24 protein-coding genes are annotated in these 24,529 nt (G+C 56.5%); 13 read left to right on the top strand and 11 right to left on the bottom strand.

The genetic code is table 11. The annotated features are described in order from the left end of the window. The first annotated feature begins 157 nt into the window (after positions 1 to 157). Positions 158 to 739, top strand: a complete 582-nt coding sequence (locus tag ABLV07_RS14125; RefSeq protein ID WP_015366828.1) for a hypothetical protein — start codon at positions 158 to 160, stop codon at positions 737 to 739. Between the two features lie 6 nt (positions 740 to 745). On the opposite strand, the gene rstA is transcribed toward ABLV07_RS14125, so the two are convergent. Beyond that, complete coding sequence (gene rstA, locus ABLV07_RS14120) at positions 746 to 1,462, bottom strand: two-component system response regulator RstA (RefSeq protein WP_047036421.1); 717 nt, start codon at positions 1,460 to 1,462, stop codon at positions 746 to 748. Positions 1,463 to 1,587: 125 nt separating this feature from the next. On the opposite strand from rstA, the gene ABLV07_RS14115 reads away from it, so the two are divergent. Further along, entirely contained in the window at positions 1,588 to 1,923 is a 336-nt protein-coding gene (locus ABLV07_RS14115) for a GlpM family protein (protein WP_015366825.1), read from the top strand. Here the strand turns inward: ABLV07_RS14115 and folM are convergent. The 3 genes from folM to ydgH form a co-directional block, all read right to left on the bottom strand. Then, on the bottom strand, positions 1,920 to 2,642 hold the full coding sequence (gene folM, locus ABLV07_RS14110) for a dihydromonapterin reductase (RefSeq protein ID WP_015366824.1): 723 nt from the start codon (positions 2,640 to 2,642) through the stop codon (positions 1,920 to 1,922). The two genes, ABLV07_RS14115 and folM, sit on opposite strands and share 4 nt — an antisense overlap. 37 nt (positions 2,643 to 2,679) lie before the next feature. Continuing rightward, positions 2,680 to 4,062: an amino acid permease gene (locus ABLV07_RS14105; RefSeq protein WP_015366823.1), complete on the bottom strand. Its 1,383-nt coding sequence runs from the start codon at positions 4,060 to 4,062 to the stop codon at positions 2,680 to 2,682. Positions 4,063 to 4,239: 177 nt separating this feature from the next. Then, complete coding sequence (gene ydgH / locus ABLV07_RS14100; protein WP_015366822.1) at positions 4,240 to 5,190, bottom strand: DUF1471 family protein YdgH; 951 nt, start codon at positions 5,188 to 5,190, stop codon at positions 4,240 to 4,242. A gap of 519 nt (positions 5,191 to 5,709) precedes the next feature. On the opposite strand from ydgH, the gene pntA reads away from it, so the two are divergent. The 3 genes from pntA to ABLV07_RS14085 all read left to right on the top strand — a co-directional run bounded on the left by pntA (position 5,710) and on the right by ABLV07_RS14085 (position 8,957). Beyond that, entirely contained in the window at positions 5,710 to 7,239 is a 1,530-nt protein-coding gene (gene pntA, locus ABLV07_RS14095; RefSeq protein WP_015705256.1) for a Re/Si-specific NAD(P)(+) transhydrogenase subunit alpha, read from the top strand. Between the two features lie 10 nt (positions 7,240 to 7,249). Next, positions 7,250 to 8,638 (top strand): Re/Si-specific NAD(P)(+) transhydrogenase subunit beta, encoded by a 1,389-nt coding sequence (gene pntB / locus ABLV07_RS14090; protein WP_015366819.1) that lies wholly within the window; start codon positions 7,250 to 7,252, stop codon positions 8,636 to 8,638. Between the two features lie 130 nt (positions 8,639 to 8,768). Next, positions 8,769 to 8,957: a YdiH family protein gene (locus tag ABLV07_RS14085; protein ID WP_015366818.1), complete on the top strand. Its 189-nt coding sequence runs from the start codon at positions 8,769 to 8,771 to the stop codon at positions 8,955 to 8,957. A 135-nt stretch (positions 8,958 to 9,092) separates the two neighbouring features. Here ABLV07_RS14085 and uspE read toward each other — a convergent pair whose 3' ends face one another. The 6 genes from uspE to ABLV07_RS14055 all read right to left on the bottom strand — a co-directional run bounded on the left by uspE (position 9,093) and on the right by ABLV07_RS14055 (position 16,659). Continuing rightward, positions 9,093 to 10,043 carry a universal stress protein UspE gene (gene uspE / locus ABLV07_RS14080; RefSeq protein ID WP_015366817.1) on the bottom strand — a complete coding sequence of 317 codons (951 nt, stop codon included), beginning with the start codon at positions 10,041 to 10,043 and terminating at the stop codon, positions 9,093 to 9,095. A gap of 151 nt (positions 10,044 to 10,194) precedes the next feature. Continuing rightward, on the bottom strand, positions 10,195 to 10,947 hold the full coding sequence (gene fnr, locus ABLV07_RS14075) for a fumarate/nitrate reduction transcriptional regulator Fnr (protein WP_004862555.1): 753 nt from the start codon (positions 10,945 to 10,947) through the stop codon (positions 10,195 to 10,197). 194 nt (positions 10,948 to 11,141) lie between these two features. Beyond that, entirely contained in the window at positions 11,142 to 11,657 is a 516-nt protein-coding gene (gene ogt, locus ABLV07_RS14070) for a methylated-DNA--[protein]-cysteine S-methyltransferase (protein ID WP_015366816.1), read from the bottom strand. 603 nt (positions 11,658 to 12,260) lie between these two features. Next, the gene (gene abgT, locus ABLV07_RS14065) at positions 12,261 to 13,787 is read right to left on the bottom strand and encodes a p-aminobenzoyl-glutamate transporter (RefSeq protein WP_020078968.1); all 1,527 of its coding nucleotides are present in this window, start codon (positions 13,785 to 13,787) and stop codon (positions 12,261 to 12,263) included. A 116-nt stretch (positions 13,788 to 13,903) separates the two neighbouring features. Next, positions 13,904 to 15,349 (bottom strand): M20 family metallopeptidase, encoded by a 1,446-nt coding sequence (locus ABLV07_RS14060; RefSeq protein ID WP_047040702.1) that lies wholly within the window; start codon positions 15,347 to 15,349, stop codon positions 13,904 to 13,906. Beyond that, complete coding sequence (locus tag ABLV07_RS14055; protein WP_157194878.1) at positions 15,349 to 16,659, bottom strand: M20 family metallo-hydrolase; 1,311 nt, start codon at positions 16,657 to 16,659, stop codon at positions 15,349 to 15,351. The genes ABLV07_RS14060 and ABLV07_RS14055 overlap by 1 nt, the downstream gene beginning before the upstream one ends. A 166-nt stretch (positions 16,660 to 16,825) precedes the next feature. Between ABLV07_RS14055 and ABLV07_RS14050 the strand changes: the two genes are divergently transcribed. Both ABLV07_RS14050 and smrA read left to right on the top strand, forming a co-directional pair. Continuing rightward, positions 16,826 to 17,734, top strand: a complete 909-nt coding sequence (locus ABLV07_RS14050; RefSeq protein WP_015366811.1) for a LysR family transcriptional regulator — start codon at positions 16,826 to 16,828, stop codon at positions 17,732 to 17,734. A gap of 102 nt (positions 17,735 to 17,836) precedes the next feature. Next, the gene (gene smrA / locus ABLV07_RS14045) at positions 17,837 to 18,400 is read left to right on the top strand and encodes a DNA endonuclease SmrA (RefSeq protein WP_015366810.1); all 564 of its coding nucleotides are present in this window, start codon (positions 17,837 to 17,839) and stop codon (positions 18,398 to 18,400) included. On the opposite strand, the gene ABLV07_RS14040 is transcribed toward smrA, so the two are convergent. Next, positions 18,397 to 19,203 carry an IclR family transcriptional regulator C-terminal domain-containing protein gene (locus ABLV07_RS14040; RefSeq protein WP_047036430.1) on the bottom strand — a complete coding sequence of 269 codons (807 nt, stop codon included), beginning with the start codon at positions 19,201 to 19,203 and terminating at the stop codon, positions 18,397 to 18,399. The genes smrA and ABLV07_RS14040 overlap by 4 nt on opposite strands. 167 nt (positions 19,204 to 19,370) lie before the next feature. Here ABLV07_RS14040 and ABLV07_RS14035 point away from each other — a divergent pair, with 167 nt between their 5' ends. The 6 genes from ABLV07_RS14035 to pcaC are packed head-to-tail and all read left to right on the top strand — an operon-like array spanning position 19,371 to position 24,432. After that, positions 19,371 to 20,057 carry a 3-oxoacid CoA-transferase subunit A gene (locus ABLV07_RS14035; RefSeq protein WP_032711547.1) on the top strand — a complete coding sequence of 229 codons (687 nt, stop codon included), beginning with the start codon at positions 19,371 to 19,373 and terminating at the stop codon, positions 20,055 to 20,057. Positions 20,058 to 20,067: 10 nt separating this feature from the next. After that, complete coding sequence (locus ABLV07_RS14030; protein WP_015705262.1) at positions 20,068 to 20,724, top strand: 3-oxoacid CoA-transferase subunit B; 657 nt, start codon at positions 20,068 to 20,070, stop codon at positions 20,722 to 20,724. A gap of 10 nt (positions 20,725 to 20,734) precedes the next feature. Next, positions 20,735 to 21,937 carry a 3-oxoadipyl-CoA thiolase gene (pcaF, locus tag ABLV07_RS14025; protein ID WP_227393980.1) on the top strand — a complete coding sequence of 401 codons (1,203 nt, stop codon included), beginning with the start codon at positions 20,735 to 20,737 and terminating at the stop codon, positions 21,935 to 21,937. Between the two features lie 9 nt (positions 21,938 to 21,946). Further along, positions 21,947 to 23,299 (top strand): 3-carboxy-cis,cis-muconate cycloisomerase, encoded by a 1,353-nt coding sequence (locus ABLV07_RS14020; protein WP_020078964.1) that lies wholly within the window; start codon positions 21,947 to 21,949, stop codon positions 23,297 to 23,299. Next, positions 23,289 to 24,056 carry a 3-oxoadipate enol-lactonase gene (pcaD, locus tag ABLV07_RS14015; RefSeq protein ID WP_227393978.1) on the top strand — a complete coding sequence of 256 codons (768 nt, stop codon included), beginning with the start codon at positions 23,289 to 23,291 and terminating at the stop codon, positions 24,054 to 24,056. Before ABLV07_RS14020 ends, pcaD begins: the two co-directional genes overlap by 11 nt. Beyond that, on the top strand, positions 24,046 to 24,432 hold the full coding sequence (gene pcaC, locus ABLV07_RS14010) for a 4-carboxymuconolactone decarboxylase (protein WP_348861454.1): 387 nt from the start codon (positions 24,046 to 24,048) through the stop codon (positions 24,430 to 24,432). Before pcaD ends, pcaC begins: the two co-directional genes overlap by 11 nt. Positions 24,433 to 24,529: the final 97 nt, after the last annotated feature.

Raw genomic sequence — 24,529 nt, 5'->3', positions numbered from 1 at the left:
CAACAAAAGATTCTACAGGAGAAGGATCCCGCTCGGCAAAGTTCTCTCAGAGTCGCCAGGCCGAATGACCGAGAGCCATTTTAAGTCGACTGCCCGTCCTGTCACGTGCCAGCCTCTCTGTTAATTTAAGCGCCCCAAAAATGATGGAGAGCGCCAGATGACTAAGCCCGTGTATTTGCATACTGATAATGATGTTGAGATTTTAAAAACCTTCGATATGGTCCTTAGCCATATGCAGGCGATCGCCGACCCTTATCAGTGGAAGTGGGTGATTACCGGCTGGCACAGCATCCTGCAGAACGCGATGGTGTTGGCGTTGTGTCAGGGCGATGACTTTCAGGTCTACCTGGCCGACGGTAAAGCGTCGACTCGAGATATTTACCAGCAAATTTGCAACGACGATTTCACCAACATCAATAAACTGCAGCTGCCGTCCTTCATGACGCTATACCGTGCGACGAGGAAGAGCAGCGGATTCACACCCAGCGAAGACTGTACGGTGGCGATGGACAAGCTTCACCAGTTGCGCAATGATTTCATTCACTATCATCCAGGGGGCTGGAGCCTACAGGTCGATGGTTTACCGCAATGGATTCTGGCAAGCGGTGAATTACTGGATCATTTCCTTGCCAGCCGTGAGGTCGTACGCTGGTATGACGAAAACGATGAAAAGGCATTCAGAGAGAAATACGCTGAATTTCAAGACCGACTACACGGCGTGATGTCGGTCTATTCCTGACGCGGATTAATTATCCCAGGCATGCGGGGCGAACAAATAGCCTTTGTTGCGCACCGTCTTGATGCGGTAGGGCTCGGTGGCGTTGTCGAGCAGCTTTTTACGCAGGCGTGAAATGGCGACATCGACGCTGCGATCCATGCCGTCGTAGCTGACGCCGCGGAGATTTTTCAACAGCGCATCGCGATCCATAATCTGCCCGGCATGGGTCGCCAGCTCCCACAGCAGGTCAAAATCGGCGGTGGACAAAGCGACGTTGTCGCCGCTGAGCAATACCTGACGGTTAACCGGGTCGATCGACAGCGAACCAAAGACAATGGCTTTATGCGGCGTCAGGGTTGCGGGAGCGGGCATCGACGGCGAAGCCACATGCTGGCGCAGATGCAAACGTAAGCGGGCCAGCAGCACCGCAGGGGGAGTGGTTTTGAGGATATAATCACTGGCGCCCATCTCCAGCGACAGAATATGGTTCATATCGCTATCGAGCGAGGTCAGCAACACGATCGGACCCTGCCACTGGCTGCGCAGGTCCCGGCACAGCGTCATCCCGTCTTTGCCAGGCAGCATGATATCCAGCAGTACCAGATCGGGTTGTTCACGAGCAATAACCTCTTCGGCCCGGTCGCCGCGCGGCTCAACAACCACGTCCATATCATGTTTTCCCAGATAGGCGGCGATAAGCGCGCCAACTTCGGGCTCATCCTCAACAAAAACGATCTTATTCATATCTTACGCGTATAAATTAAAAAGCTAACATACACCGCCCGCAAATTGCCTGCCATTAATCTTTCATAAACAAATGTTCTTCCGTTATGCTGGTGGAAATTGTTGTTCAAATGTTAAGGCATAAAATGGGGCTGTTGATTAAAGCGCTGCTGGGAGCGCTGGTGGTGGTACTGATAGGCGTACTGTCAAAAACCAAAAATTACTATATTGCCGGTTTAATTCCGTTATTTCCGACCTTCGCGCTGATTGCCCATTATATCGTCGCCAGCGAGCGCGGCATTGAAGCGCTGCGCACGACTATTGTCTTCGGCATGTGGTCAATCATCCCGTATTTTATCTACTTACTTTCATTATGGTACTTCACTGGCGTAATGCGCCTGCCTTACGCGCTGGCAGGCGCGGTGATCTGCTGGAGTCTGGCGGCCTGGCTGCTCATTCTCGGCTGGAGCCGTTTCCACTAGCGCAGCGGTCGGCCGCCGTCGACAGCGAAAGAGCGGCCGGTCACATAGCAACTGGTGAACAGATAATCGATGAGGTCGATAATCTCTTTCTCACCCGGCGCGATTTTCATCAGCGATTTATCCAGCGCCTGTTTACGATATTCAGCGTCATCATGCTCGTTAAACATAATCAGCGATGGCGCGATGGCGTTGACCTTCACTTCCGGGGCCAGCTTACGGGCGAAAGAGCGGGTCATATTATCAAGTGCCGCTTTACTGGCGGCATAGGCGATATGCTTATCGCTGCCGCGTTCCACCACGTAGTCGGTAATGTGAATAATATCGCTGGCGGCGTGACCAAAACCACGCAGCAGGCTCTCCAGCGCATGGTTAAGCAGATAGGGCGCGTGGACGTGAATCTGCATCATCCGCGATATCACCGTGGATAACGGCACACCGGGTTTTTCCGCCATCCAATCACTGGCGTTATGAATAATCGCACGCAGCCCGCTGGTCTGCGCCTTCACCGCTTCCGCGAAGGTAAGAATACCGTCGTCGCTGCTGAAATCGGCCTGCAGACACACCGCGCCGGCTTCGCGCAGGGTGTCAATCGAAGGATAATGCTGGCGATAGCTGACGATCACCGGTTGCTGCTGGTTTAAAAAATGGTGTGCCAGAGCGAGGCCGATACGGCGGCCTGCTCCTGTGATCAGGACCGGACGAGGCTGTGGTTCAGCCATGGGTATCTCCTTTCAAGTTCAGCGGTAGGGCAACCGCTTACCCCACCAGCATCCACGTTGCCGGAACGGCGGCAACCAGCAAAAAACCAATTAATGCCATTTCACGGCGTTTGAGCATGCGATCGTGCTGGTGCGTACGGCGGGCGTACAGGAAAACCAGAAGACCCGGAGCGTAAAGTACCACCGACAATAACAAATGCACAGGACCGGACGCATACAATAACCATAAGCCATAAACGCACGCGCCGACACCCACGGCTTTATGTAACGGACGTACAGCAATCTTAAGCAGGAAAGCGCCAACGAGGAAATAGGGCACCAGAATCATTTCTGAGGCGATGGTTAGCAGGGTACCGTAGTCGGATCCGGTAAGCCAAATCAGCACCAGACAAATCTGCACGCTGATGTTGGTCAACCACAGCGAGGAAGAAGGCGCATTATTCTTATTGGTTTTGGCGAACAGGCGCGGGAACGCTTTATGCGTCGCCGCCAGATACGGCACTTCAGCGGCCATAATGGTCCAGCTTAAATAGGCGCCGCAGACGGAGATAATTAATCCCGCGGCGATTACTACTTCGCCCCATGACCCCATCATTTTGACCATCAGGCCTGCCATCGACGGGTTGCGCATTTCAGCCAGTTCCGGGCGGGCGACAACGCCCAGCGACAGCAGGGTGACCAGCAGATAAACCGCCAGCGCCGAGACCACCGCCAGCAGCGTTGCGCGGCCAACGTCGCGCTTGTGGCGCGCGCGAGCAGAGACTACTACCGCGCCCTCCACGCCGATAAATACCCACAGGGTGATCAGCATGGTGTTTTTCACCTGTTCCCATACCGGTACGCCGAGCGCGATACCGCTGAAGTCGAGGCGGAAAGTATCGAGCCGGAACGCAATAGCGGCCAGCGCCACAAATGCGCCGAGTGGCAACAGTTTAGCCAGCGTCGCCACCAGGTTAATGCCTGCCGCGGTCTGGACCCCACGCAGCACCAGAAAATGCACCACCCAGAGCAGCACGGACGCGCCGACGATCGCCTGCCAGGTGTTACCGTCACCAAAAATACGCATCTCCGGCGTATCGGTGAAGAAACTGAGGGCGGAGAAGACGATAACCAGGTAGGAGACGTTGGCAATCACCGCGCACAGCCAGTAACCCCAGGCGGAACAGAAACCGATCAGTTCGCCGAAACCTTCGCGGGCATAGGTAAAGATTCCGCCGTCCAGTTCCGGGCGGATTCGGGTCAGCAATAGCATGGCGAAAGCGAGGAATAAAATCCCGACGCCGGTGATGGCCCAGCCGATAAGCAGAGCGGATGGGCTGGCAACGGCAGCCATGTTTTGCGGCAAACTGAAAACGCCCGCGCCCAGCATGGAGCTGAGTACCAGTGCGGTCAGGGCGCTAAGGCCCAGTTTCTTTTCCATTGTATTCCCGAGGTGGCAACAGTGAATCAAGAATATTTATTTGGCGAAATCGCATAAAAATGGAGGATTACGCTAAGGCGCGGGATTTTACGGAGTGTCTTGAACGCATGCAATGGCGGCGGGCGAAAAAATGTAAAAAGGCGACCCGATGTCGCCTTTTTGAGCAGCTGAAACCGATTACTTATACAGGTCGGCGCTAATGGTGATGTTACCGCCACGTTCCTGCCACTGGCGGGTGATGTGGTAGTATTTTGCCCCTTTCTTCGCCGCGCGTTTCGCGGTCTGATAGGAGATTTCCGTCATGTTGCCGTAGTTACCGGTGAATTTGATGCTATCAAACGGCACCATCTGCGCGGCGGTGATCTTGTTCACTTCTTCGACTTTAGTACCATTCGGCAGGGTGACAGTGTAACGTCCGCCTTTCGACGATTGGGTTTCGTAGAACAGGCCTACGCCGGTGCCGGCGCCGACGGCCGCAGAGGAGGCCACGCCTGGGATCTCGACATTTTTAGCCGCTTCGCCGCCTTTCGCCAGAGCGGCGCGACCGGCTTCGGAATCCGCTGGAATCGCATCAGGGCTCTGCAGTACGCGCTTCTGCGCATCCTTTTTATAGATATAAGCGGTGATGCGCTGGTTGCCGCCCTGGTTGGCGTCAACCTGACGGACGATGAAGAAGGCATACGCGCCTTTGGCTTTCGCCGCTTTGGCGATGGCGTCGTTGACTTCCGGCTGGCTGCGGTAGAAGCCCTGTACGGTCACGGTGTCATACGGCATCAGCGTGACGGCCTGGTCTTTCGGCAGTTCCATCACGCCGTTAATGATACGGTTTTTCGGGGTATCCGCCTGCGGGGCGTTTTCTTTATAGAAATCCGCCGTTACGCGCCAGTTGCCGCCGTTGCCGAAATCTGAGGTGTCGACAACATAAAAGGAAGCTGCGCCATCTTTATCCGCCTTGCGGGAAACCGCCTGTACGGCATCGCCAATCGCGTTAAAACGGCCAGTGACGACGACGCGGTCATAGGGCTTCAGCGCTGCCGCTTGCTCCGGAGTCAGCTCGGTCGCTGCATGGGCAGACAACGCGGTGGTAGCCAGAAGAGCAGACGCCAGGAGTGTGTTCTTAAGCTTCATAAAAATAATCCTTTGCCTTGCGCAAACCATGTACTGGTATTGTTGTTGACTGAAAACAGGTGATTATTGCATTTAAACAACGTAACTGTCTGCGTCATTTTTCACTTCCCGCCCGAATCGTTCGTTACAAAAATATAACAAATACTGATATGTTGAAAAAACAGCCCCTTGAACAGCAAAATCGATAATCAATATCACTTTTATAAGTTAACGTAATGTTAATGCAATGATGCTGACGGTAATAAATGGCGAATTAATCCCTCAGGTAAGCGAATTATCAGGTTCTGGCATAAAATTAAGGCAAATATTGCTGCCTGACGCAGTCAGGACTAATTTTTCTCAATAAAATCAAAAATTCTGTTTTAACGATGTAGATCACAATCGGTATTTTCAGTAGGTTATAAAAAGTTTGTTACTGTTTCATTTTCCAGATGAATACCTGAGCGGCGTTTTTGCGCCGCCGCTGGCGCATTTGTGAAAAAAATAAACCATCATCAAAAACCGATGGAAGGGAAAACTATGCGAATTGGGATACCAAAAGAGAGCTTAGCTCAGGAAACCCGGGCCGCTGCGACGCCGAAGACGGTCGAGCAGCTGCTTAAGCTCGGGTTTAGCGTGGCGGTCGAGAGCGGGGCCGGGAAACTGGCGAGCTTCGACGATGAAGCCTTCGAACAGGCGGGCGCGGAAATCGTCAGCGCGGATAACGTCTGGCACTCCGACGTTATCCTCAAGGTTAACGCGCCGAACGATGCGGAGATTGCGAAGCTCAATCCGGGCACCACGCTGGTGAGTTTCATCTGGCCGGCGCAGAATCCGGATCTCATGGAAAAGCTGGCCGCTCGCGGTATCAACGTGATGGCGATGGACTCGGTACCGCGTATTTCCCGCGCCCAGTCGTTAGATGCCCTGAGTTCGATGGCCAACATCGCCGGTTATCGCGCGATTGTCGAAGCGGCGCATGAATTCGGCCGTTTCTTCACCGGCCAGATCACCGCGGCGGGTAAAGTGCCGCCAGCAAAGGTGATGGTAATCGGCGCAGGCGTCGCCGGCCTTGCGGCGATCGGCGCGGCGAACAGCCTCGGCGCCATCGTCCGCGCCTTCGATACCCGTCCGGAGGTGAAAGAGCAGGTGCAGAGTATGGGCGCCGAGTTCCTTGAACTGGATTTTAAAGAAGAAGCGGGCAGCGGCGACGGTTACGCCAAAGTCATGTCTGAAGCCTTTATCAAAGCCGAGATGGCGCTGTTCGCCGCGCAGGCGAAAGATGTCGATATCATTGTCACCACGGCTTTAATCCCGGGTAAACCGGCGCCGAAGCTGATTACCCGCGAAATGGTTGACACCATGAAGCCAGGCAGCGTGGTGGTCGATCTGGCGTCGCAAAACGGCGGCAACTGTGAATACACCGTGCCGGGCGAAGTCGTGACCACCGCCAACGGCGTGAAAATTATCGGCTATACCGACCTGCCGGGTCGTCTGCCGACGCAATCTTCTCAGCTCTACGGCACCAACCTGGTAAACCTGCTGAAGCTGCTGTGCAAGGAAAAAGACGGCAATATCACCATCGATTTCGACGATGTAGTGGTACGCGGCGTCACGGTGGTCCGCGAGGGCGAAATTACCTGGCCGGCGCCGCCGATTCAGGTCTCCGCGCAGCCGCAGGCGGCGGCGAAAACCGTCGAAGCGCCAAAAGAAGAGGCTAAACCAGCTTCGCCGTGGCGTAAATACGCGCTGATGGCGCTGGCGATTATCCTCTTTGGCTGGCTGGCGAACGTCGCGCCGAAAGAGTTTCTGGGTCACTTTACCGTCTTCGCGCTCTCCTGCGTAGTCGGTTACTACGTGGTGTGGAACGTGTCGCACGCGCTGCACACGCCGCTCATGTCGGTAACCAACGCCATTTCAGGGATTATTGTCGTTGGGGCATTGCTGCAGATAGGGCACGGCGGCTGGGTCAGCTTCCTCAGCTTTATCGCGGTGTTGATCGCCAGCATTAATATTTTTGGTGGTTTCACCGTCACTCAGCGCATGCTGAAAATGTTCCGCAAAAACTAAGGGGTAGCACATGTCTGGAGGATTAGTTACAGCTGCATACATTGTTGCCGCTATTCTGTTTATCTTTAGCCTTGCGGGGCTGTCAAAGCACGAAACGTCGAAGCAGGGGAACCTGTACGGCATCGCCGGGATGGCGATTGCGCTGATTGCCACCATCTTTGGGCCGGACAGCGATAACGTCGGCTGGATCATCGTGGCGATGGTTATCGGCGGCGCGATCGGTATTCGTCTGGCGAAGAAAGTCGAAATGACCGAGATGCCGGAGCTGGTGGCGGTGCTGCATAGCTTCGTTGGTCTGGCGGCGGTGCTGGTCGGCTTCAACAGTTATCTCGACCACGGACCGGGGCTCGATCAGGTGCTGGCGAATATTCACCTGACTGAAGTGTTTCTTGGCATCTTTATCGGCGCCGTGACCTTCACCGGCTCGATCGTTGCTTTTGGTAAGCTGCGCGGCAAAATTTCGTCAAAACCGCTGATGTTGCCGAATCGCCACAAGCTGAACCTGGCGGCGTTAGTCATCTCCTTCCTGCTGCTGGTGGCCTTCGTGCGTACTGACAGCACCGGAACGCAGGTACTATGCCTGCTGGTGATGACCATTATCGCCCTGGCGTTCGGCTGGCACCTGGTGGCGTCTATCGGCGGCGCGGATATGCCGGTGGTGGTATCGATGCTGAACTCGTACTCCGGTTGGGCGGCGGCGGCGGCGGGCTTCATGCTCAGCAATGACCTTCTGATCGTGACCGGCGCGCTGGTCGGTTCTTCCGGTGCCATCCTCTCCTACATTATGTGTAAGGCGATGAACCGTTCGTTTATCAGCGTTATCGCCGGCGGTTTCGGCACCGATGGCGGCAGTTCCAGCGGCGATGAAGAAGTTGGCGAGCATCGTGAAATCAGCGCCGAAGAGACGGCGGAAATGCTGAAAAACTCGCATTCCGTGATCATCACGCCGGGCTACGGGATGGCGGTGGCGCAGGCGCAGTATCCGGTGGCGGAAATCACTGAGAAGCTGCGTGCGCGCGGTATCAAGGTGCGCTTCGGTATCCACCCGGTCGCCGGACGACTGCCGGGGCACATGAACGTGCTGCTGGCGGAAGCGAAGGTTCCGTACGATGTGGTGCTGGAAATGGATGAAATTAACGATGATTTCGCCGATACCGATACCGTACTGGTGATTGGCGCGAACGACACGGTGAACCCGGCGGCGCAGGACGATCCGAAGAGCCCGATCGCCGGTATGCCGGTGCTGGAAGTGTGGAAGGCGCAAAACGTGGTGGTCTTTAAACGGTCGATGAACACCGGCTATGCAGGCGTGCAGAACCCGCTGTTCTTCAAAGAGAACACCCACATGCTGTTTGGCGACGCTAAAGCCAGCGTGGATGCCATTCTGAAAGCGCTGTAATAGCGCAACGCTCTAAGCCGTCTCTGTTGAGACGGCTTTTTTATATAGACAGCGAAACCATGATTTGCTCATAAAGTGAACGGCGATGGGTGTTATACTATGCCTGTTTTTTCACCACACTGAGGATATTATGGATACCGAGTTAACCCCCACGCAGATGGCCATCGAGTACCTGCGCCGCGATACCGCTGTTATGACCCCCGCGCAGTACCTGAAGAAGCTCAAACTCCTCGAGCTCGAGTTTGCCGATCTGATGTCGCTTTCGTCGATGGAACTAAAAGAAGAGATCGACCTGGCCTGGCGTTTAGGTATCCACTAACGCATTCTCTAAGCTTGTTAAATTAGCGTTGATATCCGGGGCCGTATGGCCCTTTTTCTTTTTTAGCGGGCCGACAAAAAAATCCCCCGACGGGCGGGGGATGTTAGATATAATTTCAAACCTCATGAGACGCCGTTAGTCGTCGTCTTCATCGTCCAGTTCAACCGGGGTTTGATAAGCTTCCGGTTTCAGTACCAGCAGGTCGCAGCGCAGGTGGTCGATAACCTGTTCCGCGGTATTGCCGAGAAACGCGGCAGAAATACCGGTGCGGCCAACGGTGCCCAGCACCACAATCCCGGCCTGCAGATGTTCAGCTAAATCAGGGATAACCTCTTCCGGCAGCCCTTTCTCTACGTGGGTGCGGTTTTCATCGATGCTGAATTTCTGGCGCAGCGCTTTCATAGCCAGCAGATGCTGGCCGCGAATCGCATCGTTATAGATGCTCGGGTCAAAATCAGGTAATTCAATGGCGATGTTGATAGGCGTCACCGGATAGGCGCCAACCAGATGTACTTCGGTATGGTTAACCTGATCGGCGAGGGCGATGGTCTCCCGCACCAGTTTTTCATTGAGGGCGTTGTGATAGTTCTCTTCACTGGCCAGATTAACCGCCACCAGCGCTTTACCGCCTTCCGGCCACGGTTGATCTTTAACCATCCATACCGGGCATGGACATTTGCGCAGCAGGTGCCAGTCGGTCGGGGTGAAGATGACGGCTTCGAGTTTGTCGTGCTGATGGGCCATTTTCAGCAGCAGGTCGTGTTTATCGCTGATGATTTCCTGAATGATGGCTTCAAAGGGGCGGTTGTGCCACACCACTTTGATATCGATTGGCACCCCGGATTCAATGTAAAACTTGGCCTGTTCACGGATCCAGGCGCTGCGTTGGCTAATCACGCCCTGGCGCATCGCCGTCCGCTCGTCGGGCGACAGCAGGGTGGTCATTTCATAGGAAAAATCATAGATCGGCAAAAAGGCTTTGATGCGTCCACCAATCCGTTGGTGCAGATACACCGCGCGCCGTAATGCAGGCTGGTCGTCCTGGTTAGGGTCGATTACTACCAGCATGTTCTGATACTTCGCCATACAGGGTCTCCTTACAGCTGTAGCTACAGTCAGTCATTAAAAAGATAACCTATATGGATGAATTGAAACAGGGGATGACCCTGGCCAGATCAACAAATTAGAAAAAAATGTCGATCCGGCACAAGGTAGAAGAAAGTATAGCGGAGATAAATCAGGCGACGTTGCGCGCCTGGCCTGCCAGTTGCGCCAGCAGATCGCTGTTTTCGATGGTGATATATTTCCCTTTCACCGCCAGCATACCGCTTTTCTGGAAACGACCGAGCAGGCGGCTAATGGTTTCTACCGTCAGGCCCAGATAGTTGCCGATGTCGCCACGCGTCATGGTCAGGCGGAACTCACGCGGTGAGAAGCCGCGCTGCGCGAAACGGCGGGATAGGTTGTAGATAAAGGCCGCCAGCCGTTCTTCTGCGTTCTTTTTGGAAAGCAGCAGGATCATGTCCTGATCGCCTTTGATCTCGCCGCTCATCAGGCGCATCATCTGCTGACGCAGGTTCGGCATTTTACCGGAAAGATCATCCAGCGTTTCGAACGGAATTTCACAAACCATTGAGGTTTCCAGCGCCTGCGCAAAGCTTGGGTGCAGGGCGGTGCCAATGGCGTCAAAACCGACCAAATCACCCGCCAGGTGGAAGCCGGTAATCTGCTCATCGCCTTGTTCGGTGATGGTGTAGCTTTTGATGGTCCCTGAACGGATAGCGTACAGCGACTTCAGCTCATCACCCGCTTTGAACAGGGTTTGCCCTTTCTGAATAGGCTTCTTACGCTCGATGATATTATCAAGCTGATCCAGCTCATGTTCGTTCAAAGTAAAGGGGATGCAGAGCTGGCTAATGCTGCAATCCTGACAATGGATTGCACAACCACCAGACTGAATGCGTCGTATAATTCGCTTTTCCGGGATCATATGTCTGCTCAAGCTTTAATTGATATTGGTCAATTTTAACATCTTTTTGAGGAGCAAGTAAGTCTCGAAACCCGGAAAGACGCAATATTAGAAGGGGAAATATACCTTTCACCCTATCTCTTTGATAACAAGAAATTTATTAAGCGATCAATTATTGTAAAGTTACCTGTAATTTCCAAAAAAGGCATTATCTGTTAAAGCAGCAAATAGCCTTCATGGCGCAATAACCACTCTTTGCGCTGTACGCCCCCGGCGTAGCCGGTCATGGTGCCGTTACGGCCAATCACCCGATGGCAGGGAACCACAATGCTGACCGGATTGGAACCGTTTGCCGCGCCGACCGCACGGGCCGCGCCTGGGCGGCCGAGAGCCTCGGCTAACTGACCGTAGTGCATGACTTGCCCGCAGGGAATCGTGCGCAGCGCTTGCCATACCTGACGTTGAAACGGCGTCCCGCCGGTGGCGGTCGGCAGGGTATCGATAATCGCGAGATCGCCGTCGAAGTATTGCCGCAGCTTCGCGCTCAGCCCGCCCGGATCGCGCGCATCAAGACGTTCATAACCCTCATGGCGGTAGTGGATGTCGAGCAGTTGCTCCATACGGTCACGGTGCTGATCCCACTCCACGGCGCGCAGGTTAAATTGTTCATCGCAAATGACCCACAACGGCCCCAGCGGGGTATCGATTTTATCTTGCAGTAGCGTCAGCATCGGTCTTCCTTCTACGAGGTTATTTCGGCAAGGGCACACCATATCATGACGTGCGCTCTGCCAACTATACCCCCGAAAGGTCAGCAAATAATGAAAGGCTGTACTATTAATTTATAAATACGAATCGCAGTCATTTAAATTCCGTCATTCGATTGCCCAATCGCAAATTGCCGGAATAAAGGGACGGGGAGCAATGTTTATTTTTGCATTAACTAGCAGGCGCGGCAGAAAGAGCATTTTGCTACCTTTGTCTGGCGGCGAATTCCCCTGTGCGGAGGAGCGTTCAGTTCAAATCTCTATGCAGTTTGTCATACGCACGCGAATTAGCGTGAACTGGCTAATTCACCGGGAGGCACCCGGCGTCGCAGATAAATATACATGCATTCCTTGAGTCAATTATTTTTCCAGCGCTTTGGCGCTGGTTTTTTTTAACCAACAGAAAGGTGGCGATATGCAATACATATTAACGGGAGTTGTTGTGTTGATTATCAGTGGGTTAGCTATCAATTTGCTGTCGTTGGCCATCGAAAGTCTGTGTAAAACGCTCCTGAACCGCACCACAATTCGTTAACTCACGCAGGCCCTCCCTGGCCTGTCGCTGCGTTAGGGCAAACGCGGATAGATGCCGGGACCTATCGGCAGCCCGACAAGATACCAACCCACCAGCAGCAGTAGCCAGACGGCTAAGAAAATGAGTGGGTAGGGTAATACCAGCGAATAGTAGGTGCCCAGTTTGGCATCGGGCCGGTAGCGCTGTAAAAAGCCGAGAAACAGCGGCACAAACGGCGATACCGGCGCGAGCGGCAGCACGGAAGAGTCAGCGATGCGGAACAGGATCTGCGCAAACGCCGGGTGAAAGCCCAGCAGCATAAACATTGGTACAAAAATGGGCGCCAGAATCGACCAGATAGCCGAACCGCTGGCGATAAACATACACAAAAACGCCGACAGTAGCGCCAGGCCGACAAACGCCGGCACCCCATTCATCCCGGCGCTCTCCAGCACATCGGTCAGACCAACGGCCATGAATTTCCCCATGTTGCTCCAGTTAAACATGGCGACAAACTGGGCCAGCGGGAAGACCATCACGATAAATCCGGCCATCTCCTTCATCGGCTCGATCATTAACTGCGGCAGGTCAGCCTGACGGCGAATTTTGCCGGTGGCGATGCCGTAAGCTAAAGACACGACAAAGAAAAAAAAGATAATCAGCGGCACAATGCCTTTAATAAAGGGCGAGGGCATCACGGTATGCTTGATGGGATCGCGCAGAATGCCGTTGTCCGGCACCACCATCAGCGCGATAACCGCCACAAACAACAGCGCCGCAATACCGGCAATGCGCAGCCCGAAGCGCTGTTCCGCCGTCAGCGTCTGCAGCGTTTCATCACTCTTACCCTGCCACTTTCCTAACCGCGGCTCGACCAGTTTATCGGTAATCAATCCGCCGACCAGAGTAAGTACGATGACTGAAGTAGCCATGAAGTACCAGTTGTCGATGACGCTAACATGCAGCGAGGCATCGAGCGTTTTCGCCGCTTCGGTACTGATACCGGAGAGCAACACGTCGGTGGTGACAATGAGTAAATTTGCCGTGAATCCGCAGCCAACGCCGGCGATTGCCGCCAGTAACCCCGCCACTGGATGACGACCGACGGCGAGAAACATCAACGCCCCTAGCGGCGGCATAATGACCAGCGCCGCGTCGGAAGAGATATGGCTGAAAAAGGCGATAAATAGCACCATATAACTGGCGTAACGCGCGCTAACGTGCGATGACATCTTGACCATCAGCGATGGCAGCAGGCCGACGCGTTCGGCAAAACCGGCGCCGAGCACCAGCGCCAGAATCGCCCCCAGCGGCGCGAAGCCGCTAAAGTTTTTAATCACGTTCGGCAGAAACCAGTGCAGCCCTTCAACGCTGAGCAGATTCTTTACCACCACTCGCGAACCGTCGGTGGGGTTCTGTACGCCGACGTTTAGCGCCGACAAGATGGCGGTAGCGGCCATCAGCGCCACTATCAGATAGATAAACAGCAAAAATGGATGCGGAACCTTATTACCTATTTTTTCAACCCAGCCATACAGCTTACCGGTGGGGGAATGCGACGGTATGGATGACATACTCATGGGCGTTCCTCAGTTGTCGTTGTTGTGTTGGTTGCGGCATACCTCATGGGTTCTCAGCTGTTATTTTTATTGGCGATTGCCATCACGCTGTACGTTATCCCAGAGGCTAATTTTTCTTATTGTAAAATTGATGGTACGACGTCACGCGGGATCGGGCACTGGTATGGGCTTACCGCCAGTACCTGAGCCAGTTCCTGCTGGCTTGCTTCGAGTAATGGCCTGTCGCTGAACAAACGAATCGCCGTTGCTCCCAGTATCTTACCCGCCAGCAGCATCCCTTTATGGGCGATGGAGGTTCTTCCCTGGCTTACCAGTTGCCAGCTGTGCAGCGGCGTACCGATGGCGAAGCAGGGGCTAAAACACTGGGCCACCGGCGCTTTCCAGCTCACGTCGCCGACGTCGGTAGATCCGGCCAGCACGTTTTCCGTCGCCGCCCACGGCGCGACTTCATCGATCAGCACCGTGTCGTGATGGCGGCGGGCAAACGCTTTTCCTTCTTCACCGCTGGTGCCGGCAATATTCTTCAGGCTGTTCTGTATATCGTTCACGCCGAGCGTGGCGCGAATATCCGCTGCGAAAGCGCGCTCTTCGTTACTCCATTGCGGCGTACCGTAATGACACACGGCCTGATACATTGCCGCTTCCAGCGTGCGATTGGGGAGATAGCTGGAACAGGCTTTTTCAAAACGACAGCTGACGCTGGTTTCGGTCATCAGCGCGGCACCCTGAGCAATTTTCTCAATACGGGCAAAGATTTGCTGCACGTCGGCCATTTCCGGAGCGCGAATCAAATACAGCACTTCAGCCTGCGCCTGCACCACGTTGGGCGACACGCCGCCGGTATCGGTAATGGCGTAGTGCACACGCGCTTTCTCGATAATATGCTCATTGAGGAAGTTACTGCCGGTGGTCATCAGCGTGACGGCGTCCAACGCGCTACGCCCAAGATGCGGTGAGTTTGCCGCGTGGGCGGCGGTTCCGGTAAAGCGCCACGCCGCCTGAATATTGGCCAGCGTGCTGGTGCTGAACATCCCGGCCCAGGCTTCCGGATGCCAGGTGAGGGCGGCGTCGATATCATCGAATAGTCCCTCGCGCACCATGAAGGTTTTACCCGAGCCTCCTTCTTCACCCGGGCAACCATAAAAGCGCAGGGTGCCCGAGCCGCCATGCTGCTGCAGCCACTGTTTCGCGGCGACCGCAGCGGCGAACGCTGCGGTGCCAAGTAGATTATGCCCACAGCCGTGGCCATTTTCCCCCGGCGTCGCGGATGTTGGTTCAGCACTGTGCGCCTGTTGGCTGAGTCCTGCCAGCGCATCAAACTCGCCGAGCAGGGCGATGACTGGTTTACCCTCGCCAAAGCTGGCGATAAACGCATTGGGGATTCCACCAGCGTGACGGCTTAGTTGAAAACCTTCCGCTTCCAGCGCGTCGGCCAACCGCGCGGCGGACCAGAATTCCTGGAATCGGGTTTCCGGATGATCCCAGATATCATCGGCAATAGCGCAAAAATCGTCGCGTCGCGATTCAATGATGTCATCAACAAATTGATAGATCTTTTCCATCACACACCTCGCTGCCAGGGAAAGTTGAGCGCGATGCGCGCCAGCGTCTCGACCGCGATGGTCATGACCCCTTCGTCGAAATCAAATTTCTCATTGTGATGTCCGGCGCTCAGTTCAGTACCGAAAATCATGTATGAAGCCAGTCCGCCGCGCTCCTGTACCCGCGCCATCATCAAAGTGGCATCTTCGGATCCCGCCGGCGCAGCAATGTGATCCACCGCCTCTATCACACCTGGCACCTGTGCTGCCTGCTCACGCAGGTATTGCACCCACGCCGGAGAGGGGGCGCTGGAGGTCGCCGCGCCCATGAGCCGTAGTTCATAGCGGGCTTCATACATCGCTGCGGCGCCGGCAATCACGTTTTGCGCCCGCTCAAACACATACTGGTTGATAGCTTCCGTCTCGCCGCGAGTTTCGACTTTTATCAGCGCGGAAGAAGGGACCACGTTGCGCCCGGTACCGGCCTGCATAACACCGACGTTAACCCGCGAGGCGCCGGCGTTGTGCGGCGCGATGGCGTGCAGGGCGAGGGCGGCCTGCGCGGCGGCCAGTAGCGCGTTGCGCCCATCTTCCGGTTTACCGCCGGCGTGAGCGGCGACGCCCTCGAATTGCACATCGAATTTGGTGGTCGCCATAAAGTTGTCACCGCCGCAGACCACGGTGCCGCTGGGGACGCCGGTGCCGATATGAATGGCGGTGAAATAATCCACGTCATCGAGAACTCCCGCCGCCACCATCGCGCGCGCGCCGCGGGTGCCTTCTTCGGCAGGCTGGAAAATAAGCTTGATGATCCCGTTGAGCCGATCGGCATACTGCTGTAGCACATGTGCCAAACCCAGCCCAATGGCGGTATGGCCGTCATGACCGCAGGCGTGCATCATTCCGGCGTTGCAGGAGGCGAAACCCGCGCGATGCGGGCGATGGCAATCGTCGTGTTGTTCGTTAAGATCGAGCGCGTCCATATCGACGCGAAACGCCAGCGTCGGGCCGGAGCGGCCGGTGTCCAGGGTGGCGACGACGCCGGCGAATCCACCTTCAAAAGCCGGTAGCCAACGTTCCGGCGCTCCCTGTTCGCGGGCGCGCTGGAATGCCTGTGCCAGGGTGGCGTCGTCGGGCAGCCCCATCCGGCTGTCGGCATCGATAACGTCGCGACCCAGCGCCAGTTGATAACCGAGTCCGTCTAAGATCCCGGCAACCTTGCTGGCGGTACGAAATTCCAGCCATCCGGACTCCGCGTGCAGGTGAAAATCACGACGCCATTGCGTCATTTCCGGCGCCAGTTGGCTTACCAATTCATGAAGTTGCGGCATAACCCTTCCTGTCATATTAAAAAAGTGTGACGGTGTTCACGAAGTGATAGCTTTTGCTTATCACATACGCCTTTCATGCAATCTCACCCTTAACCTGCCACAGCATGTTCGATTACAGTAGATGTCATTTTCTTCTGTCTGATAAACAATGGTTATCACCTAAAGCATGTCATTTCAGATTAAATTTCATCAAATTCGCGCTTTCGTTGAGGTTGCCCGCGAGGGGAGTATTCGCGGCGCCAGCCGGGCGCTGGCGATCTCGCAGCCTGCGTTGACCAAGGCGATTAAAGAGCTGGAAGAGGGGCTTTCCGCCCAACTGTTTGTCCGCCGCAGCCAGGGGGTGGCGCTGACGGAAAACGGCGAAAGTTTTTACCAACATGCGAGCCTGATCCTTGAAGAGCTGCGGGCGGCTCAGGATGAACTGCTGCAGCGTCAGGGCGAGCAGGCCGGGCAGATTAATATTGGTCTCGGCGCCAGCGTCGCCCGTTCGCTGATGCCATCGGTGATCTGCCGCTTTCATCAGCAGCATCCGTTGGTGAAGGTGCGGATCATGGAAGGGCAACTTCTGGCGATGATTAATGAACTGCGTCAGGGTGAGCTTGATTTCACTATCAACACCTACTATCCCGGCCCGTACGACCATGAATTCAGCTTTGAAAAACTGTTTGAGAAACCGTTCGCGGTATTCGCCCGCGCCGGACATCCGGCGGCGCGCGCCACTTCTCTCACTGAATTGCTCGATCACCACTGGACGATGCCAACGCCGCGCGGTAGCTACTTTAAACAACTGCAGGAGATGTTTAACCAGGCCGGGCTGGCGCCCAAGGTCGATATCGTGTGTGAAACCTTCTCTTCGTGCATCAGTCTGGTGGTGAAGAGCGATTTCCTCAGCATTCTGCCGGTAGAGCTCGGAAACGATCCGATGATGGCGGATAAACTGGTGATGATTCCCATACGTGAAACGTTGCCCAGGGCAACCTACTACCTGATTCAGCGGCGCGATACGCGACCAACGCCGTTAACGGCTTCGTTAATCACCTTGTTTCGTCGTCAAAGCCGTCAATTGTTTCCTTAAAAATCCTGCGTGGGGCAATTTGCCGGCAGTGGCGGCTAAACGCGTTGAGGGGGAGGCGCGAGGCGGCTATAGTAGCAGGCGATAGCCGCTGGAGGAGAGACCATGAACCTTGACGACAAATCCCTGTTTCTTGACGCCATGGAGGATGTCCAGCCTCTGAAACGCAATAATGACGTACACTGGCACCGTGAGCGCAACGTGCGCGCCCCGCAGCGTATCGATACCCTGCAGCTCGATAATTATCTGACCACCGGCTACCTCGATATTGTGCCGCTCGCCGTGCCGCTGGAGTTCAAACGGGAAGGGCTGCAAAGCGGAGTGCTGGAAAAACTGCGGCGCGGAAAATACAGCCAGCAGGCAAGCCTGTCGCTACTGCGCCAGCCGGTCGAACAGTGTCGGCAAATGCTGTTCGCCTTTGTGATACAGGCGCAAAAAGAGGGGCTGCGTAATTTACTTATCATCCACGGCAAAGGCCGTGATGACCAGGCCCACGCCAATATTATTCGCAGCTACCTGGCGCGCTGGCTGCCAGAGTTGCCCGAGGTACAGGCGTTTTGCGCCGCGCTACCGCACCACGGCGGCAGCGGCGCTTGTTACGTGGCGCTGCGTAAATCCGAACAGGCTAAGCAGGAGAACTGGGAGCTACACGCCAAACGCAGCCGCTAGCGCAGCAGCAGCGTTAGCTCGCGGGCGGCTTTTTGTAATTCCGGCAGCACCCGATCCAGCATTTCGCGGGTCGACATCTGGCCCGCGTGAACCCCGACGTTCAGCGCCGCTTCCACCTGTCCTTGCGGGTTATATAGCGGCACTGCCAGCGAACGCAGCCCCATTTCCAGTTCCTGATCGTTTAACGCATATCCCTGCTGATACACGCGTTTTAGCTCCGCGCGCAGCTTATTTACCGAATCTACCGTCTGCGGGGTGTAGCGAATCATCGTCACCCGGCTCAGCATGTCGTTTAGCCGTTCCTCCGGCTGATGGCTTAACAGCACGCGGCCCATGGAGGTCGCCCACGCCGGCAGGCGGCTGCCGATATCAAGATCGATCGTCATAATTCGCGAACTGGAGGCGCGGGCGATATACAGGATATCGTCGCCATCGAGGGTGGCAATTGAGCAGGATTCATTGAGCATTTCGCTCAGATGCTTGAGCACTGGCTGCGCCGAGCGCGCCAGCGGCGTTGAGGCCAGCCAGGCGTGACCGAGGGCAAGGATCCGTGGACGCAGCTGGAAATTCTTACCGTCTTCGGCGTAGACGAATCCCAGTTTGCTTAAGGTATACAGGCAGCGCCGTACCGCCGCGCGAGGAATGCCGGTTTTCTGGCTGATCTGCGAAATCGACAGCACCGGACGCTGCGGGGTAAAAGCCTGAATCACTTCCAGCCCCCGCGCCAGCGACGCCATAAAGTTCGGGTCGCCCTTAAACGGATCGCCGTCGCCCGCCACTACATCATCTGGATGCTTGTCCATTTTGTTCTCCGTATTTGCCATCGATCACATTCTTTCGCTAAAGATATACGATGTTCGATTATCGCACCATATTTCGATTATCGCCCTTGACCAGCATCGTTAAGCGGGTCACATTTTGTGCGAACAACGCATATAAGTGCGATTACCGCACGTAAAGGAGCGACCTGATGATTGATAAAAGCGTGTCGACGCTGAGTGAGGCCATTGCCGGGATCCACGACGGCGCGACCATCATGATTGGCGGTTTTGGCCCCGCCGGGCAGCCGACGTATCTGATTGATGCCCTGATTGAACAGGGCGCCCGCGACCTAACCATTATTAATAACAACGCGGGTAATGGCGAAGTGGGGCTGGCGGCGCTGCTCAAAGCCGGGCGGGTGCGCAAAATGATCTGCTCATTCCCGCGCCAGGTGGATTCACAAGTTTTTGATGACCTCTATCGCCGCGGTAAGGTTGAGCTGGAACTGGTGCCGCAGGGCAATCTGGCGGCGCGGATCCAGGCCGCTGGCGCGGGGCTCGGCGCGGTCTTTACCCCGACCGGCTACGGCACGCCGCTGGCGGAAGGCAAAGAAACCCGGGAAATAGATGGCCGCCATTATGTGCTTGAGTATCCGATTAAAGCCGATTTTGCTCTTATTAAAGCCCATCAGGGCGACCGCTGGGGCAACCTGGTCTACCGCAAAGCGGCGCGCAACTTCGGCCCGATTATGGCGACCGCCGCCAAAACCACCATTGTTGAAGTCTCGCAGCTGGTCGCCCTTGGCGAACTCGACCCGGAAAACATCATCACCCCGGGGATTTTCGTCCAGCGCGTATTCTCGCTGGAAAATCTGTCCGTCGCGCAAAGCGCCTGAGGAGCCGAACATGCAAAAACTGACTCGTGACGAAATGGCCCAGCGCGTCGCCCGCGATATTCCGGAAGGCGCTTACGTCAACCTTGGTATTGGCCTGCCGACCCGCATCGCCAACTATCTACCTGCCGATAAAGAGGTGTTCCTGCACAGTGAAAACGGGCTACTGGGAATGGGGCCGAAGCCGCAGCCCGGCGAAGAGGATCCAGAACTGATCAACGCGGGTAAAGAGTATGTCACCCTGCTGCAGGGCGGCTGTTTTTTCCACCATGGCGACTCCTTCGCCATGATGCGCGGCGGACATCTGGATATCTGCGTGCTGGGCGCCTACCAGGTTTCCGCCAGCGGCGATCTCGCTAACTGGAGCACCGGCGCGCCGGATTCGATCCCGGCGGTTGGAGGGGCGATGGATTTGGCTATCGGCGCCCGCCAGGTGTTTGTGATGATGGACCATCTGACCCGCGATGGCGAATGCAAACTGGTCGAACAGTGCAGCTACCCGCTGACCGGCGTCGGCTGCGTCAGCCGTATCTATACCGATCTGGCGGTCATTGATATTACCGACCGCGGCCCGGTGGTGCGTGAAATCTTTAACGGTCTCTCATTTGAAGAGCTACAGCGCATCACTCCGGTGGCGCTGACTTTTGAACAACTGGCGGAAAGCGCGTAAGGAACCTATGATGAATCAGGCATTTATCTGTGATGCGGTGCGTACGCCGTTTGGCCGTTTTGGCGGCGCATTATCCAGTATGCGCGCCGACGATTTGGCGGCGCTGCCGCTGAAAGCGCTGCTGGAGCGTAACCCGGGACTCGATCCGGCGCTGATCGACGATGTGATCTACGGCTGCGCCAACCAGGCCGGAGAAGATAACCGTAACGTGGCGCGCATGGCGCTGTTGCTGGCCGGGCTGCCGCAGAGCGTTCCCGGCAGCACGATTAACCGCCTCTGTGGTTCCAGTCTCGATGCGATCGGCGTCGCGGCGCGGGCGATTAAAAGCGGCGAAACTCAACTGATGATCGCCGGTGGGGTGGAGAGTATGTCGCGCGCGCCGTTTGTGATGGGCAAAGCCGAGAGCGCCTTTAGCCGCTCGATGCAGATGGAAGATACCACCATCGGCTGGCGCTTTATTAACCCGCAGATGAAAGCGCTGTACGGCGTGCACTCGATGCCGGAAACTGCGGAAAACGTCGCCGATGAGTTTGCCATTTCTCGCGCCGACCAGGACGCTTTTGCGCTACGCAGTCAGTTACGTACCGCGGCGGCGCAGGAAGCGGGGCGTTTCGCCGATGAACTGATCGCCGTATCGGTGCCGCAGCGCAAAGGTGAGCCGCTGCGTTTCAGCCGAGATGAACATCCGCGCAGCACCTCGCTGGAGGCGCTGGCTAAACTGCGCGGCGTGGTCCGCACCGATGGCAGCGTTACCGCCGGTAACGCCTCCGGCGTCAACGATGGCGCCTGTGCGCTGTTATTGGCAAGTGAACAGGCGATGTCGGCGAATGATTTACAGCCGCTGGCGCGGGTTGTCGGCGTGGCGACGGCGGGGGTGGCGCCGCGGATTATGGGCTTCGGCCCGGCGCCGGCGGTGCGCAAAGTGTTAGCGCAAACCGGGCTGACACTGGCGCAGATGGATGTCATCGAACTGAATGAGGCTTTTGCCGCGCAGGCGCTGGCGGTTACCCGTGATTTAGGTCTGCCGGATGATGCCGCCCACGTTAACCCCAACGGCGGGGCCATTGCGCTGGGTCATCCGCTGGGGGCTTCCGGCGGACGTCTGACGATGACCGCCGCTTATCAGCTGAAGCGTACCGGCGGCCGCTATGCGCTATGCACCATGTGTATCGGCGTGGGTCAGGGGATTGCGCTGATTATTGAACGCGTTTAAGGAGTCGCGATGAGTTTGTTGACCCCCATGTTGCGCAGCAGTCCGTTAACCGACTGGTTCAGCGATGCGCAGCGGGTACAGGGTATGCTGGATTTCGAAGCCGCGCTGGCGCAGGCGCAGGCCGACTGCGGGCTGGTGCCGCAGGCGGCTGTCTCGCCGATAGTCAACGCCTGCCGGCATGCGCTTATCGATTTCGACGCGCTGGGACAATCGGCGGCCAGCGCCGGCAATCTGGCTATTCCGCTGGTTAAACAGCTGACTGCGCGGGTGAAAGCACAGGATCCGGACGCCGCGCGCTATGTCCATTGGGGCGCCACCAGCCAGGACGCTATCGATACCGGCTTTGTTCTGCAACTGCGGGGCGCGCTGGCGGCGACGGATAGCCTGCTACAAAGCCTGATTGACGCGTTCGCCGAACAGGCGCAGCGCTATCAACATACGGTGATGCCGGGGCGCACCTGGATGCAGCATGCGCTACCGGTCACCTTTGGCCTTAAACTGGCGGGGACGCTGGATGCGCTGCTGCGCTGGCAACAGCGGTTGATTGAGATGCGCCCACGGGTGCTGGCGCTGCAGTTTGGCGGCGCGGCGGGCACGCTTGATTCATTGAAACAGCAGGCGCCGCAGGTGGCGCAGGCGTTGGCGCAAACCCTCGACCTGCAGTTGCCGGATACGCCATGGCATAGCCAGCGCGACCGTTTCCTCGAGGTCGGCGCCTGGTTCGCTGGCGTTTGCGGTACTCTGGGAAAATTCGCCAATGATTTTTCGCTGCTGATGCAAACCGAGGTTGCGGAAGTCGGCGAGCCGCTGGCGGAAGGGCGCGGGGGCTCCTCGACCATGCCGCACAAACGTAATCCGGTCTCCTGCGCGGCGATTCTCACCGCGGCGCAGCGCACGCCGGGGCTGGTCGCCACCCTTTACGCCGGTCAAATCCAACAGCATGAGCGCGCGCTCGGCGGCTGGCAGGCCGAATGGGAAACGCTACCGGAACTGATCATGCTGGTGGGCGGGGCGCTGGCGCAAACTGACATGCTGGTGCGCGAGATGCAGGTTTTCGTGCATAAGATGCGTGCCGACCTTGATATCACTCACGGGCTGATTATGGCGGAAGCGGTGACCCTGGCGCTGGCGGAGTTTATTGGCAAAGCCGAGGCGCACCATCGTGTAGAAGCGCTGTGTCGTCAGGCGTTGGATCGCAATGGCTTGCTTGTCGATCTGCTGGCGGCTGACCCGCAGGTCAGTCAGTATCTCTCCCGCGAACGTTTAAACGCGCTACTGGATCCGGCAACGGCCACCGGTAGCGCCGAACGCTTTGTGCGCCAGGTACTGGCGCGTTATCAGGAGCAACATCATGAATCTTGATTATCAACTCGACGGGCCGGAAGGCGCGCCGGTTATCGTGCTGTCGAACTCGCTTGGCACCACGCGCGCCATGTGGCAGCCGCAAATGGAGGCTCTGACGGCGAATTTTCGCGTACTGCGTTATGACACCCATGGCCATGGTAAAACGACGAAAAACGGCAAGGTGACCCTGGCGCAACTGGGCGAAGACGTACTTGCGCTGCTCGATCACCTTAATATCGGTAAGGCGCTGTTTTGCGGTATTTCGATGGGCGGGCTGACGGGATTATGGCTGGCGCGCTTTGCGCCGGAACGTTTTTATGCGGTGGCGGTGGCTAATACCGCGGCGCGGATCGGCGATCAGTCGGGCTGGCTTTCCCGCGCTCGTGCGGTGCGTCAGGAAGGGATGGATGTGGTTGCCGCGGGAGCGGCGGACCGCTGGTTTAGTGATAATTTCCGCCAGCGCGCGCCGGAGGTGGTCGAGGTGTTATGTCACCAGTTGACCCATAGCGACGCTGAAGGCTACGCCGCCTGCTGCGAAGCGCTGGCGGCGGCAGACCTGCGGGGGGAGGTCGGGCAAATTGCGATTCCGGTGCTGATTTTTGCCGGAGAAAGTGACCCTGTCACCACTGTCGACGACGCTAACTTCCTGCATCAGCAGATTGCCGATTCCCAGGTGGTGGTGCTGAGCGCGTCGCATCTGTCGAATATCGAAGCGCCAGCCGCCTTTAACGCCGCGCTGAACGGCTTTTTGCTGGGGGAGCAAAATGGAAGATAAACAACGTTATCAGCAGGGAATGGAGGTTCGCCGCAAGGTATTAGGCGATGCTCACGTTGACCGTACGCTGCAGAACCTCACGCCGCTGAATGAGGAGTTTCAGGATTTCATCACCCGTTACGCCTGGGGAGAAACCTGGACGCGTCCGGGGCTCGATCACCATACCCGCAGCATGATCACTATTGCGATGCTGATTGCGCTCAACCGCGAGGCGGAACTTAAGATGCATCTGCGCGCCACCTTTAATAACGGCGTGACCCGTGATGAGCTGAAAGAGTTGATTATGCATTCGGCGCTGTACTGCGGCTTACCGGCGGCAAACGCCACGCTGCACCTTGCGCAGCAGGTGTTTGCCGAGATCGACGCCGCGCAGTAGCCCCGGTAAGCGATAGCGCCACCGGGGATTTTGAGTTGTAGGCCGGATAAGCGCAGCGCCATCCGGCATTACCTGGTGACGCTGCGTTGGCGTAGGA

Source organism: Klebsiella sp. CN_Kp097 (assembly GCF_040064495.1).
In the GTDB taxonomy this organism is placed as follows: Bacteria; Pseudomonadota; Gammaproteobacteria; order Enterobacterales; family Enterobacteriaceae; genus Klebsiella; species Klebsiella aerogenes.
This window is presented reverse-complemented; position numbering and strand designations above follow the sequence as displayed.